The sequence below is a fragment of the [Actinomadura] parvosata subsp. kistnae genome, assembly GCF_900323885.1.
In the GTDB taxonomy this organism is placed as follows: Bacteria; Actinomycetota; Actinomycetes; order Streptosporangiales; family Streptosporangiaceae; genus Nonomuraea; species Nonomuraea composti.
On the sequence record NZ_OOHJ01000023.1, the window covers coordinates 193,668 to 207,228 of the forward strand.

Sequence of the window (13,561 nt, forward strand, 5' to 3'; positions counted from 1 at the left end):
TGCGCCGTGCCTGGCGACAGCCGTACCGTCCTGCTGCTCTCGACATCGGACACCGACCTGCTGAGCGCCCGCGCGAGCGCCGCCCCCTACCGGCTGGGCAACCCCGCCAGGCTGACCCCCGACGACCTGCCCGCGCTGCTGGAGGGTGTGGACGTGGTCGTCGTGCGGCTGCTCGGCGGCCGGCGTGCCTGGGCGGAGGGCCTTGACGCGCTGCTGGCCGGCCCCCGGCCGGTGGTGGTGCTGGGCGGGGAGCAGGCGCCGGACGCCGAGCTGATGGAGCTGTCCACGGTGAGCGGCGGCGTGTGCGCGGAGGCGCACGCGTACCTGGCGCATGGCGGCCCCGCGAACCTGGGCGAGCTGCACGCGTTCCTGTGCGACACGGTGCTGCTGACCGGGCGCGGGTTCGCGCCGCCGGCGCCGACCCCGTCCTGGGGGAGGCTGGAACGGGCGGCCAGGTCGCACACCGGGCCGGTGATCGGGGTGCTCTACTACCGGGCGCACCACCTGGCCGGCAACACCGCGTTCGTGGCGGCGCTGTGCGACGCCGTCGAGGACGCGGGCGGCCAGGCAAGGCCGATCTTCTGCTCGTCCCTGCGCACCGCCGGGCCCGACCTGCTCGACGCCCTGCGCGCCACCGACGCGCTCGTCGTGACGGTGCTGGCGGCAGGCGGCACGCGCCCCGCCACCGCGGGCGCGGGCGGCGACGACGAGGCGTGGGACGTGGGCGCGCTGGCCGCCCTCGACGTCCCGATCCTGCAAGGGCTCTGCCTGACCACCGGCAGGCAGGCGTGGGAGGAGAACGACGACGGCCTGTCGCCGCTGGACGCGGCCTCGCAGGTGGCGATCCCCGAGTTCGACGGGCGGATCATCACGGTGCCGTTCTCGTTCAAGGAGATCGACGAGGACGGGCTGACCGTCTACGAGGCCGACCCCGAGCGGGCCGCCCGGGTGGCCGGCATCGCGGTGCGGCACGCGCTGCTGCGCCACGTCCCGCCCGGCGAGCGGCGCCTGGTCGTCATGCTGTCGGCGTACCCGACCAAGCACTCCCGCGTCGGCAACGCCGTCGGCCTCGACACCCCCGCCAGCACCGTACGGCTGCTGGCCAGGCTCGCCGAGGCCGGCTACGACCTGGGCGACGGCTTCCCCGGCGTCGCCGAGCAGGACGGCGACGCGCTCATCCACGCTCTCATCGCCGCCGGCGGACAGGACCCGGACTGGCTGACCGAGGAGCATCTGGCGGGCAACCCGGTACGGATCTCCGCCGCCTCGTACGAGCAGTGGTACCGCACGCTGCCCGACGACCTGCGGGCCGCGATGGAACGCCACTGGGGCCCGCCCCCCGGCGAGCTGTTCGTGCACGACGGGGACATTGTGCTCGCCGCCCTGCGCGCCGGGAACGTCGTCGTCATGGTCCAGCCGCCGCGCGGCTTCGGCGAGAACCCGATCGCCATCTACCACGACCCCGACCTGCCGCCCAGCCACCACTACCTGGCCGCGTACCGCTGGCTGTCGGCCGAGTTCGGCGCGCACGCGATGGTGCACGTCGGCAAGCACGGCAACCTGGAGTGGCTGCCCGGCAAGTCGGCCGGCATGTCCGCCGCGTGCGCCACCGACGCGGCGATCGGCGACCTGCCGCTCGTCTACCCCTTCCTCGTGAACGACCCCGGCGAGGGCACCCAGGCCAAGCGGCGGGCGCACGCCGTGCTGGTCGACCACATGGTGCCGCCGATGGCCAGGGCCGACACGTACGGGGACATCGCGCGGCTCGAACAACTCCTCGACGAGCACGCCACCATCGCCGCCATGGACCCGGCCAAGCTGCCCGCGATCCGGGCCCAGATCTGGACCCTCATCCAGGCCGCCCGGCTCGACCACGACCTGGGGCTGGCGGACCGGCCGCACGACAGCGAGTTCGACGACTTCCTGCTGCACGTGGACGGGTGGCTGTGCGAGGTGAAGGACGCGCAGATCCGCGACGGTCTGCACGTGCTCGGCCAGGCGCCGGCCGGGCCGGTGCGGGTGGATCTGGTGCTGGCCATGCTGCGGGCGCGGCAGCTCTGGGCGGGCCGCGAGACCCTGCCGGGGCTGCGCGAAGCCCTCGGCCTGGCGGAGGACGGGACGGCGGGGCTGGCGGCCGTGGATCGGGCCGAGGCGGTGGCCCGTGCGCTGGTGGAGGGGATGGAGGAGCGGGGCTGGGCGCCTGAGACGGCACCTGAGGTCGTCCGCGCCGTCCTCGCCGACGCCCTGCCGGACGCCGTTCGGACGCCGCCCGCCGACCGAACGCCGGCCGCGAAAGGGACGCCGCTCGCCGACGGGACGTCGCTCGCCGACCGGCCGCCGCCCGCTGACGGGCCTCCGCCCGCCGACCGAACGCCGCCCGCCGACCGGCCGCCGCCCGCGAAAGGGACGCCGCTCGCCGACCGGACGCCGCCCGCTGACCGGGCGCTGCTTTCTCGCCAGAAGCCGGACGCCGAGCGGGGCGCGTCCGATGACGTGGACGTGTCCCCGGGGCCCGACACCGGCCTCGTCACGCGCATCCTCACCTTCGCCGCCACCGAGATCGTGCCCCGGCTGGCGCGCACCACCGACGAGCTCGACCACGTCCTGCACGCTCTGGACGGCGGTTACGTCCCGGCCGGGCCCAGCGGGTCGCCGCTGCGCGGCCTGGTCAACGTGCTGCCGACCGGCCGCAACTTCTACTCCGTCGACCCCCGCGCCGTGCCCAGCAGGCTGGCCTGGGAGACCGGCCAGGCGATGGCCGAGTCGCTGCTGGAGCGCTACCGCGTCGACACGGGGGAGTGGCCGCGCTCGGTGGGCCTGTCCGTGTGGGGCACCAGCGCCATGCGGACGGCGGGCGACGACGTGGCGGAAGTGCTCGCGTTGCTCGGCGTCCGGCCCGAGTGGGACGACGCCTCCCGCCGCGTGACCCGCCTGGAGCCGATCCCGCTCGCCGAGCTGGGCCGGCCCCGGATTGATGTGACGGTGCGGATCAGCGGGTTCTTCCGGGACGCGTTCCCGCACGTGGTGAGCATGCTCGACGATGCCGTACGCCTCGTCGCCGGCCTGGACGAGCCGCACGAGCACAACTATGTACGCGCCCACGTGGCGGCAACGCTGGCCGGCACGCCGGCCGGCCCTTCGGCGGGCTCAGCGGCGGGCTCAGCGGCGGGGAGTGACGAGCGGCGGGCCACCATGCGGATCTTCGGCTCCGCGCCCGGCGCGTACGGGGCCGGGCTGCTGCCGCTCATCGACAGCCGCAACTGGCGCGACGACGCCGACCTGGCCGAGGTGTACGCCGTCTGGGGCGGCTACGCCTACGGCCGTGACCTCGACGGCGTCGCCGCCCGCCCGCAGATGGAGGACGCCTACCGCCGGATCGTCGTGGCCGCCAAGAACGTCGACAGCCAGGAGCACGACATCGCCGACTCCGACGACTACTTCCAGTACCACGGCGGCATGGTCGCCACCGTCCGCGCCCTCACCGGCAGGGCCCCGGCCGCGTACGTCGGCGACAGTACCCGTCCCGACGCCGTCCGCACGAGGACGCTCTCGGAGGAGACCGCCCGCATCTTCCGCGCCCGGGTCGTCAACCCGCGCTGGCTGGCCGCGATGCGCCGGCACGGGTACAAGGGCGCGTTCGAGCTGGCCGCGACCGTCGACTACCTGTTCGGCTACGACGCCACCACCGGCGTGGTCGCCGACTGGATGTACGACAAGCTGACCGAGACGTACGTGCTCGACCAGGACAACCAGGCATTCCTGGCCGAGTCGAACCCATGGGCCCTGCACGGCATCGCCGAGCGCCTCCTGGAGGCGGCCGAGCGCGGCATGTGGGAGCACCCGGACCCCGACGTGCTGCGCGGGCTGCAGGAGGTCTACCTCAAGACGGAGGGCGACCTGGAGGACGACACCAGCCGCTGAGCCGCCGCCGGGCTGCCCGCCCAGTGCAGGTGCAGGTAGGAGGCCGTCACCAGAGCATCGCCGTACCCGTCGACGCCGCTCCGGCCGCCGGCACCGGCGCGGTCGGCGCCGATGCCAGCGCCGCTCCGATCGGTGCCGCCCTCGTGATGAGGGTCCGCCCAGCGGAACAGCGGCCCGGACGCGTGAGCGACCGCCGTCCGATGGAACTCGTGCCCGCGAAACCGCTCGCCCGGCCTCGTGAGCGGGGTGCGGGCGAGCGCGACGGCCTCCCGGTAGCCGAGCGTGAGCCGGGACGTCATCGACGCCCGGCCGGGCACCCGGCCGCACATGCGCCGCCCGTCCAGCTCCTCGCACAGGTACAGCAGCCCCGCGCACTCGGCCGCGATCGGCCCGCCGAAGGCCGCCACCTGGTCGCGCAGGGGCTCGTTGGCGGCCAGCTCGGCGGCGTACACCTCGGGGAAGCCGCCGCCGATCACCAGCGCGCCGGCGCCGTCGGGCAGGCGCTCGTCGCGCAGCGGGTCGAACGTCACGACGTCCGCGCCCGCCGCCCGCAGCAGCTCCACGTGCTCGGCGTACCCGAACGTGAACGCCGCCCCTCCGGCGACGGCCACCACAGGCCGCTCCCGCCCGCCGCCCGGGGCCGGATCCCCGGGGGACGGGTCCGGCGCCGGCACGGCGACCACCCCGCGATCGGCCGCGTGACCCGGATCCCTGCGGGACGCGGCCGGCACCGCCATCACACCGGGACGGTCCGGATCCCAGGGGGACGCGGCCAGCGGCGGCGCCGAGGCGGCCAGCCGGAGCAGCGCGTCGAGGTCGCACGACCGGGCCACCAGGGCGGCGAGCCGGTCCACCGCGGCCACCGCCTCGCCCCGCCGTTCGGCCGCGGGCACCAGCCCCAGGTGGCGGGACGGCGTGAACACGGCATCGTCCCGCCGCACCGCCCCCAGCACCGGCACCCCGATCCCGGCCAGCGCGGCGCGGCACAACTCCTCGTGCCGCGCGGACCCGACCCGGTTGAGCACGACCCCGGCCACCCGCACCCGCGTGTCGAACGTGGCGAACCCGTGCACCACCGCCGCCACCGACCGGCTCTGCCGCGCCGCGTCCACGACCAGCACCACGGGGGCGTCCAGCAGCCGGGCGACGTGCGCGGTCGAGGCGAAGTCGGTGTCCCCCTTGCCGTCGAACAGCCCCATCACCCCCTCGACCACCGCCACGTCACACCCGGCCGCCCCGTGCAGGAACAGCGGCACCACCCGCTCCTCGCCCTGGAGCCACGGATCCAGGTTCCGGCCGGGCCGCCCGGTGGCCAGCGCGTGGTAGCCGGGGTCGATGTAGTCGGGGCCCACCTTGTGCGGCGAGACCCGCAGGCCGCGCGCCTGCAGCGCCGCCATGAGCCCGGTGGCCACCGTCGTCTTCCCGCTCCCGGACGCCGGCGCGGCGACGACCAGCCGCGGGATCGTCACCACTCGATGCCCTTCTGCCCCTTCTGCCCGGCATCCATGGGATGCCGAACCTTGCCCATCTCCGTCACCAGATCCGCCACCTCGACCAGCCGCTCGGGCGCGTCGCGCCCGGTGATCACGACGTGCTGGTTGCCCGGCCGCGCGGTGAGCGCCGCCAGCACGTCGTCCAGGTCGAGCCAGCCCCACTTCAGCGGGTACGTGAACTCGTCCAGCACGTAGAAGCGGTACGTCTCGGCCGCCAGGTCCCTTTTGATCTGCTCCCAGCCCTCCCGGGCGTCGGCCGCGTGATCCTCCTCGCTGCCCGGCCGCTGGATCCACGACCAGCCCTCGCCCATCTTGTGCCAGGTGACGGGGCCGCCCTCGCCGCTGTCCCCGAGCACCTTGAGCGCCCGCTCCTCGCCGATGCGCCACTTCGCCGACTTCACGAACTGGAACACCCCGACCGGCCACCCCTGGTTCCACGCCCGCAACGCCATGCCGAACGCCGCCGTCGACTTGCCCTTGCCGGGCCCGGTGTGCACGATCAGCAGCGGCCTGGTGCGGCGCTGCCGGGTGGTGAGACCGTCGTCCGGCACGACGGCCGGCTTCCCCTGCGGCACGATCAACCCACCTTCCTGGAAACGCCCGCTCTGTGGTCGTGCTCGGGAGTGCGGGTCCTGCGGTCGTGTCTTGGAACGCGCGCCCTGTGGTCGTGGACGACCGAGCCGAGATCGGTCAGCGAGTCGAGGGGGACGAGCCGCGCCCGCAGCCGGGCCGCCAGCCGTACCGCCAAACCGAGCCGCACCGGGCCGCTCTCGCAGTCCACGACGACCGCGGCCGTGCCGGCCAGCAGGGCCGCCGCGCGTTCCACGTCGCCGCCGGACGTGGCGCGCCCGTCGGTCACCAGGACGAGCAGGGGGCGCCTGGCGGGGTCGCGCAGCCGTTCGACGCGCAGCACCTCCGCCGCCCGCGCCAGCCCCGCCGCCAGGGGCGTGCGTCCGCCGGTCGCCAGCGTACGCAGCCGCGCCGCCCCCGCCTCCACCGACGACGTCGGCGGCAGCGCCACCTCGGCCCCCGCGCCCCTGAACGTCACCAGCCCCACCTTGTCGCGCCGCTGGTAGGCGTCGAGCAGCAGGCTCAGCACGGCTGTCTTGACCGCCGTCATCCGCTTGCGCGCCGCCATGGACCCGCTCGCGTCCACCACGAACAGCACGAGGTTCCCCTCCCTGCCCTCGCGCACCACCTCGCGCAGGTCGTCCCCGCGCAGCACCAGCCCGGGGCCGCCGCGCCCCCGCTCCCGCTGGTACGGCGCCGCGGCCCGCAGGGTCGCCGCCACGTGCAGGTCACGCACCCGCGCGGACGGCCGGCGCGCCCCGGTGCCTCGCCCCTGCGAGCCCCGCGCCCTGGACCGCCGCCCGGCCGCCCCCTCACCCACGCCCGGCACCTCCAGCAACGGCACCCGGTACGGCCGCGCCACCCCGGCCACCCGCAACACCCCGGCCCCGCCATCCACCCCCGCTCCTGCCGAGCCGTCGCCGTCCATCCCGAGGTCCGCCGGGCCGGTCCCGCACCGGTTGCGGTGCGACGCCCGCTCCGCCTCATCATCGGCCGAGGATGAGTGGTGGGCGCCGGGGGTTGCGCCATCGCGCCAACCCTCCGCCGCGGCCCCGGATCCGGGCGGCGGCCGGCGGCGATCGCCCGAATGTCCTCGCCGCCCACCTCCCGTCTGGTCGTCCGGGCTGTCACCGGACACGTGGCCGTCGCCCGGATGGCCGGGGGCGGTGCCGCCGGTGCCAGTGCCGGAGTTGGAGTCGGTGCCGGAGGGCCGGTCCGAGCCGCCGCCGGACCCGCCAGGTCCGCCAGGCCCGCCAGACCCGCCGGGCCCGCCAGGTCCGTCCGGTCCGCCGGACCCGTCGGGGTCGTCATCGTCGTCGCCGGACGTCCGTTCCAGCAGCTCCTCCAGCAGCGCCTCGTCCAACCCCGGCGCGTCGAACGGATCCCGCCGCCTCCGGTGCGGCAGCGACAGCCGGGCGGCGGCGCGGACGTCCTCGGTGGTGACCCTGTCCCGGCCCTGCCAGGCGGCGTGGGCGACGGCGGCGTTCGCGGTGACGAGGTCGGCGCGCAGCCCGTCCACCTCGAACGCCGCGCACACCGTCGCAATCTGCCGCAGCCGCGCGTCCGGCAGCCGCACCTGCGCCACCCGGGCCCTGGCGGCGGCGATCCGGCGGGCCAGCACCGCCTCCGCGCCGGCCCACCGCGCCGCGAACGCCTCGGCGTCGGCGTCGAACGCGAGCCGCCGCCGTACCACCTCGGCGCGTTCGGCGGGGTCGCGGGACGCCTTCACCTCGACCGTCAGCCCGAACCGGTCGAGAAGCTGGGGGCGCAGCTCGCCCTCCTCCGGGTTCATGGTGCCGACGAGCAGGAAGCGGGCCGCGTGGCGGACGGACACGGACTCGCGTTCGACGTAGCACGTGCCCAGGGCGGCGGCGTCGAGGAGCAGGTCGATGAGGTGGTCGTGGAGGAGGTTCACCTCGTCCACGTACAGGACGCCGCGATGGGCGGCGGCCAGCAGGCCCGGCTCGAACGCCTTCACCCCCTCCGTCAGCGCCCGCTCCACGTCGAGGGAGCCGACCAGCCGGTCCTCCGACGCGCCGACCGGCAGCTCCACCAGCGCGGCCGGACGACTGACCCCCTCGGCGCCCGGATCATGCGGCCCATCGGGACACTCGGGCGCCGGCGCCGCCGGATCACACGCGAACCTGCACCCCGGCACCACCTCCACGGCCGGCAACTGCGCCGCCAGCGCCCGCACGATCGTGGACTTGGCCGTGCCCTTCTCACCGCGCACCAGCACCCCGCCGACCCGGGGCGAGACGGCGTTGAGCACCAGCGCCAGCTTCAGGTCGTCGAGGCCGACCACGGCACTGAACGGATAGGTGACGATCAAAGCTCAGACCTTTCGGTTGACGTACGCCACCCGCCAGCCGTCCTGCGCGGCGACCAGCTCGGTGGCGGACAGGGGCGCGAGATCGAACCGGGCGGCACCCACGGGGCCCAGCCCCAGCGCATGCCCGATCGCCGCCCTGATGACCCCGACCTCACAAACCACCACCCCACCCACCCACGCCCCGCCGACCTCCGCCCGCTCGGCGGGCGTGCCCAGTTCGGCGGACCTGCGCGGGCTGGAGGGCGTGTTCGGCTCGGACGGTGTGCGCCGCCCGCTCACTGTGTGCTGGTCGGGCGGCGGATGCTGCTCGGCCGGTGTGTGCCGCTCGGCGGGCGCATGCTGCTCGGCAGGCGTGCGCAGGTCGAACGGTGGGCGCTGCCTTCCCGGCGTGTGCTGGTCGGGCGGCGGATGCTGCTCGGCCGGTGTGTGCCGCTCGGCGGCTGTGGGCTGTGTGGTCGGTGTCGGGGCTCGGGTTGTGTCGAGCCAGGTCGCCACCCGCTGGGCCAGTGCGGCCAGGCTCTCGCCGCCGTGGGGGGTGGCGTGCGGGTCTGAGAGCCAGCGGGCCAGGGCCTCGGGCTCCTCTCTCGCGACCCGTTCGTACGGCAGGCCGCGCCACCGCCCGCAGTCCGCCTCTCCGAGCGCATCGCAGACACGTGGTTGCAGGCCCATGGCGAGGGCGGTCTGCCATGCCGCGCGGGCAGGGGAGACCCACGCCACCCGGCCCGCCACCAGCGGCCGGAGGGCGGCGGCGCGGGTGAGGGCGGCCGGGTCGGCGTCCTCGTCGGCGGGGAAACAGGCGGCGCGCATGCCGGGTGTCGTCGCGTGCCGGATGAACAACACCCGGATCAGCTCGACGATCCCGAAGACGAGGGCAGGGGTGCGGAGGCCGGTGACCCGGGCGTGGTCAGGGGGTGGCGGGCCGCTGCCCGGTCGCCGGCCCAGCCGAACAGCACGCCGAACGCCGCCCAGAACACGAGTTGCGTCCCGAGCGAGGCGATGCGGAACTCCCACAGCAACGCCGCGGGAAACCCGTCGGGCACCTCGTTGACGGCTGGCAGCAGCACCCAGGCCGCGATCACCGGGACGAGGAAGGCGCCCGTGGCGGCGACCCCCCGGACCCAGGGGTCCGGTGATGTGACGCGCCGGGCCGTGGCGACGGCGATGGCCGTGGCGGCGAGCCCGACCAGGACGATCACCACGTACAGGAGCGTGCGGCCGTTGATCGTCTCAGGGTCGCCCACTGCGGGTGGGTTGGCGGGATATTTCAGGAACGGGACGAGCACGACGGCGGTGAAGGCGGCGCCGGCGGCGGCCACCGCCAGCCGTCCGTCCGAACGCGGGCCGACCCGGCCCCGCAGCCCGGCGAACACGAGCGCGAAGACCCCGCCCACCGCGAGCCCGTACAGGCCGGTGGCGAGGAAGAGCCCGGCCTTCTGCACGGGCCTGGAGACCGTGGCCTCATCCCCGTGAGAATGGCCGCCCGCCTCCCCGGAACCAGCCGTGTGGTCGTGCCCGGCCGCCTGGTCGTGGCCGGCTGACTCACCGGTGCCGGTCCCAGCGCCGGTTCCGGCCTTTGCCGCGGCTGCCTCTTCGAGGGCGATCGCGCTGTCCACGTGCGGCTCGCCCACGACGAAGGCGAAGCCGCCCGCGATCAGTCCGGCCAGCAGGCCTGTCAGCAGGCCCCTGACCAGCAGGGTGCGTACCATCGCGCGCGCCGCCTAGTGGCAGGGCACGCCGAGCAGGTGGCGCCCGTCGTGCATCAGCTCGTGCAGGAGCGCCCCCGTCTGGGAGACGGTGCCGTTGTCCATGAGGACGAGGTACGCGACGAGCAGCAACACGGGCACGGCCAGCACCAGCCAGGGGCGCAGGCGGGGGAAGGGAATGGCGGTGGTGGCGGCGGAAGGAGTGGAGGTGCCACTCATCTGATCCTCCTCAGGGTTGACGCGTCCCATACAGCGAGGTCACGGCCGCCAAGCGACCTGGCTCCCGGGATCTGGGTCCCGGATACAGTGGCGCGTCCGCACCGGCATCTCACCGGATTTCCCTTGGACAACCGTGAAATCTACCGGAACGTATCCTTCTATCCGGTTCGCGTCAACATCATGGCCGGTCGCCCGACCCGCCGGATGGGCGGGCAGGCGACCGGGAAGAGGGTTCCTACCAGGTGACGGGCAGCTCGTGCATGCCGTACACGGTGGAGTCGTCCTTGAACGACAGCTCCTCGGCGGGCACCGCGAGCCGCAGGCCGGGCACGCGCCGCAGCAGCGTGTTGAAGACGATCTCCAGCTCGACCCGGGCCAGGTTCTGGCCGAGGCACTGGTGGGGGCCGTAGCCGAAGGCGAGGTGGCTGCGGGCGTCGCGGTCGATGTCGAACCGGTCGGGGTCCTCGAACGCCTCGGGGTCGCGGTCGCCGGCGTTGGCCAGCATGACGACGCCGGACCCGGCGGGGATGACGGTGCCGCTGAGCTCGACGTCCTCCCGCGCGACCCGCGCCATCGCCAGCTCGGCGATGGTGAAGTAACGCAGCATCTCCTCCACCGCGTTCCCGATCTTGTCGGGGTCCGCGCGCAGCGCCTCCATCGACTCGGGGTGCTGGAGCAGCATGTACGTGCCCAGGGAGATCATGTTCGCCGTGGTCTCGTGCCCGGCGATGAGCAGCAGGAACGCCAGGCTGAGCAGCGCCGTGTGGTCGGCCTCGCCGCTCTCGCGCTGCTTGACGATCTGGCGCCCGAGCAGATCGTCGGTGGGCTCCTGCTCCTTGGCCGTGATCAGCTTGTCGAGGTAGATGACCAGCTCCAGCACGGCGTGCTGCCGCTCCTGCTCGGTGGCCGCGCGGTTGAGCAGCTGCGCCGAGTGGACCTGGAAGAAGTCGTGGTCGGAGTACGGCACGCCGAGCAGCTCGCAGATCACCAGCGACGGCACCGGCAGCGCCAGCGCCTTGACCAGGTCGGCGGGGCGCGGGCCGTCGAGCATGGCGTCGAGGTGCTCGTCCACGATCTGCTGGATGCGCGGCCGCAGCGCCGCCATGCGCCGGACGGTGAACTCGCCGATCACCTGGCGGCGGGCCTGGGTGTGCTCGGGCGGGTCCATCTCCAGCAGCATCTTCGGCAGCGGCGAGTCGGCCATCTGCCCGTCGGCCTTGCTCAGCCGGGGCGCGTTGGGGTGGCGGCGGTCGGCGCTGAAGCGCGGGTCGCTCAGGATCGTGCGGATGTCCTCGTAACGCGTGGCCGCCCACGCCTCGCGCCCGGTGGCGAGCATGACCTTGGTGACGGGCTGCTCGCGCAGGAACCGCAGATGCTGCTCGGCGGGGGCGAACGGGCAACCGCGGGCGGTCTGGAGCGTTTCGGTGGAGTCGGTGGTCAAGGCTCTCCCATCAACATGGTGTCCGACAGCACAACTTCCCTACACCTGTAGCCTAACCTTCAATTGTTCGGGAGACTACACTGACGTGCGTGACGACGACCACCAGAGACCGCGGCGAGGAACAGGTCGATCCGCGGGTGCGTCGCACTCAGGCGGCGCTGCGGGCGACTCTCATCGAGCTCGTCCAGCACCGTGACCTGTCCAGGATCAGCGTGGCCGACGTCGCCGAGCGGGCCGGGGTGAGCCGCTCCACGTTCTACGACCACTACCGCGACGTGCACGAGCTGGCCGCGGCGGCCTGCACCGCCATGATCGACGAGCTGATCGAGGCCATCCCCGGCCGCACCCCTGAGGCACCTGCCGGGCACGCGCCGGCCGCCCCGACGGGTCCGTGTGGCCCGGGCGAGACGGAGCGGCAGGGCCCCGAGGTTCCGCCCGACACGCTGCTCACCTTCTTCGCGCACCTCGCCGAGCACGCCAGCCTCTACCGCAGCGTCCTGGGCCCGCAGGGCAGCGCCCGCGTCATGGACCACCTGCGCCACCGCGCCACCGTGGCCGTCTACGCGCACCGCACCGGCACCCCGCCCCCGGCCCGGCCGAGACCCCGCACGACGTGCGGGCCGCTTTCACGGCGGGCGCCCTGCTCAGCGTCGCCACCCACTGGCTGCGGCGCGGCTGCCCCTGCTCGCCCGCCGAGATGGCCGCCCAGACCCTGCCGCTCCTCCTGACCCTCTACCGCGAGGACGACACCGCGCAAAGCGAGGACGACACCGCCTAAGGCGAGGGCGACACCGCCTAAAGCGTGAACCAGCTCGTCGACACGTCGAGCCCCGTCCGGGTACGGCAGTGGAGCCGGAACGGCCCGTCCGGCTTGCCGCGGATGACGAACACCCCCATGTCGTCGATCTCCAGCGGCCCCCCGCTGCCCGCCCGCCCCTGCACCCGGACCTCCCCCGCCTGCGGCGGCACCACCTGCCCGAGCAGGGAGCTGTCGGTGATCTCGAGCTCGATCGTGAGCCGGCTGGCGGCGAACGTGAGTGCCCGCAGCACGGCCGAATCGGCACGCAGGGCCGGCACGGCCTCGGCGTGCACGGCGGAGTCGTAGGTCAGCTCCGCCAGCTCCATGTCGAGGTCGACGTCCCGCCAGGCGAACGCCGCCCGGCCCGCCTCGACGATCTCGCGCGGGACGGCCTCGGCGGCCGTCATGGCCGCGCGCAGCCGGGAGAGGAGCTCGTCATCGTCCCACGCCTCAGACATGGCTTTCACCTTCCCGCACTTCGGCGTCCGCGCTCATCAGCGCGGACAGCGCCGCGTCGGCGCGCAGCCGCGCCAGGCAGCGCGAACGGGTGGGGCCGATGCTGCCGACCGCCATGCCCAGCCGCGCGGAGATCTCGCTGTAGGGGACCTCCCGCACGAGGAGCGACAGCAGGCGCCGGCAGCCGGGCGACAGCTCGGCAAAGGCGGCGCGGAGCACGGCGTTGCGCTCGGCCTCCTCCAGCGCCCGCGCCACGTCGTCGCCCACGTCGTCGCCCTCGTCGCCGGAGACGGCGGCGGCGTCGAGCGGGTACTCGGCGCTGTCGCGCTGGTACCTGACCCGGCGCACGCGCACGCACTCGCGCTTGGTCGTGGTGGCCAGCCAGGAGCCCAGCCGCTCGGGGACCCGCAGGCGGGACAGGTGCTCCACGGCCCGCATCCAGACGTATTGGACGACGTCGTCGATGTCCCTGCGGTCCAGCCCGTACGCCTTGCAGATCGACCAGAGCATCGGCGCGTACCGCTCGACGAGCTGCTCCCACGCCCGCTGGTCACCGTCGCGGGCGCGGATGACCAGCGTGTCGACCGCGATGCTGTCGGGCATGGCACGTCCCTCGCAGGCGCCGCC

General features: G+C 74.5%; 11 protein-coding genes. 2 read left to right on the forward strand and 9 right to left on the reverse strand.

Translation table 11 applies throughout. The features are described 5' to 3' along the window. Positions 1–6 precede the first annotated feature (6 nt). Positions 7–3,921 (forward strand): cobaltochelatase subunit CobN, encoded by a 3,915-nt coding sequence (locus KIS93_RS52370; protein WP_080037430.1) that lies wholly within the window; start codon positions 7–9, stop codon positions 3,919–3,921. Here the strand turns inward: KIS93_RS52370 and KIS93_RS52375 are convergent. From KIS93_RS52375 to KIS93_RS52405, 7 genes are all read right to left on the reverse strand, one after another. After that, a complete protein-coding gene (locus tag KIS93_RS52375) occupies positions 3,876–5,393 on the reverse strand; it encodes a cobyrinic acid a,c-diamide synthase CobB (protein ID WP_080037431.1) in 1,518 nt (505 codons plus the stop codon). The two genes, KIS93_RS52370 and KIS93_RS52375, sit on opposite strands and share 46 nt — an antisense overlap. Then, a complete protein-coding gene (gene cobO / locus KIS93_RS52380; protein WP_080046560.1) occupies positions 5,387–5,989 on the reverse strand; it encodes a cob(I)yrinic acid a,c-diamide adenosyltransferase in 603 nt (200 codons plus the stop codon). Before cobO ends, KIS93_RS52375 begins: the two co-directional genes overlap by 7 nt. 2 nt (positions 5,990–5,991) lie before the next feature. Further along, complete coding sequence (locus KIS93_RS52385) at positions 5,992–8,316, reverse strand: VWA domain-containing protein (protein WP_155126675.1); 2,325 nt, start codon at positions 8,314–8,316, stop codon at positions 5,992–5,994. Between the two features lie 3 nt (positions 8,317–8,319). Beyond that, positions 8,320–9,156: a histidine phosphatase family protein gene (locus KIS93_RS52390; RefSeq protein WP_155126678.1), complete on the reverse strand. Its 837-nt coding sequence runs from the start codon at positions 9,154–9,156 to the stop codon at positions 8,320–8,322. A 5-nt stretch (positions 9,157–9,161) separates the two neighbouring features. Continuing rightward, on the reverse strand, positions 9,162–10,022 hold the full coding sequence (locus KIS93_RS52395) for a CbtA family protein (protein WP_080037433.1): 861 nt from the start codon (positions 10,020–10,022) through the stop codon (positions 9,162–9,164). A 12-nt stretch (positions 10,023–10,034) separates the two neighbouring features. Beyond that, positions 10,035–10,238, reverse strand: coding sequence for a CbtB domain-containing protein (locus KIS93_RS52400; protein ID WP_080037434.1), 204 nt, complete (start codon positions 10,236–10,238; stop codon positions 10,035–10,037). A 235-nt stretch (positions 10,239–10,473) separates the two neighbouring features. After that, a complete protein-coding gene (locus KIS93_RS52405) occupies positions 10,474–11,679 on the reverse strand; it encodes a cytochrome P450 (protein WP_230466041.1) in 1,206 nt (401 codons plus the stop codon). Between the two features lie 89 nt (positions 11,680–11,768). Between KIS93_RS52405 and KIS93_RS52410 the strand changes: the two genes are divergently transcribed. Further along, positions 11,769–12,407, forward strand: coding sequence for a TetR/AcrR family transcriptional regulator (locus KIS93_RS52410; protein ID WP_246005496.1), 639 nt, complete (start codon positions 11,769–11,771; stop codon positions 12,405–12,407). A 67-nt stretch (positions 12,408–12,474) separates the two neighbouring features. On the opposite strand, the gene KIS93_RS52415 is transcribed toward KIS93_RS52410, so the two are convergent. Both KIS93_RS52415 and KIS93_RS52420 read right to left on the reverse strand, forming a co-directional pair. Next, on the reverse strand, positions 12,475–12,936 hold the full coding sequence (locus KIS93_RS52415; RefSeq protein ID WP_080037436.1) for a hypothetical protein: 462 nt from the start codon (positions 12,934–12,936) through the stop codon (positions 12,475–12,477). Then, positions 12,929–13,537, reverse strand: a complete 609-nt coding sequence (locus tag KIS93_RS52420; protein ID WP_080037437.1) for an RNA polymerase sigma factor — start codon at positions 13,535–13,537, stop codon at positions 12,929–12,931. The genes KIS93_RS52415 and KIS93_RS52420 overlap by 8 nt, the downstream gene beginning before the upstream one ends. Positions 13,538–13,561 lie beyond the last annotated feature (24 nt).

Bases quoted from the DNA above. Each gene is read 5' to 3' on its own strand.
- KIS93_RS52395 (WP_080037433.1), bottom strand. From the start codon at position 10,022: ATGGTACGCACCCTGCTGGTCAGGGGCCTGCTGACAGGCCTGCTGGCC.
- KIS93_RS52400 (WP_080037434.1), bottom strand. From the start codon at position 10,238: ATGAGTGGCACCTCCACTCCTTCCGCCGCCACCACCGCCATTCCCTTC.
- KIS93_RS52415 (WP_080037436.1), bottom strand. From the start codon at position 12,936: ATGTCTGAGGCGTGGGACGATGACGAGCTCCTCTCCCGGCTGCGCGCG.
- KIS93_RS52420 (WP_080037437.1), bottom strand. From the start codon at position 13,537: ATGCCCGACAGCATCGCGGTCGACACGCTGGTCATCCGCGCCCGCGAC.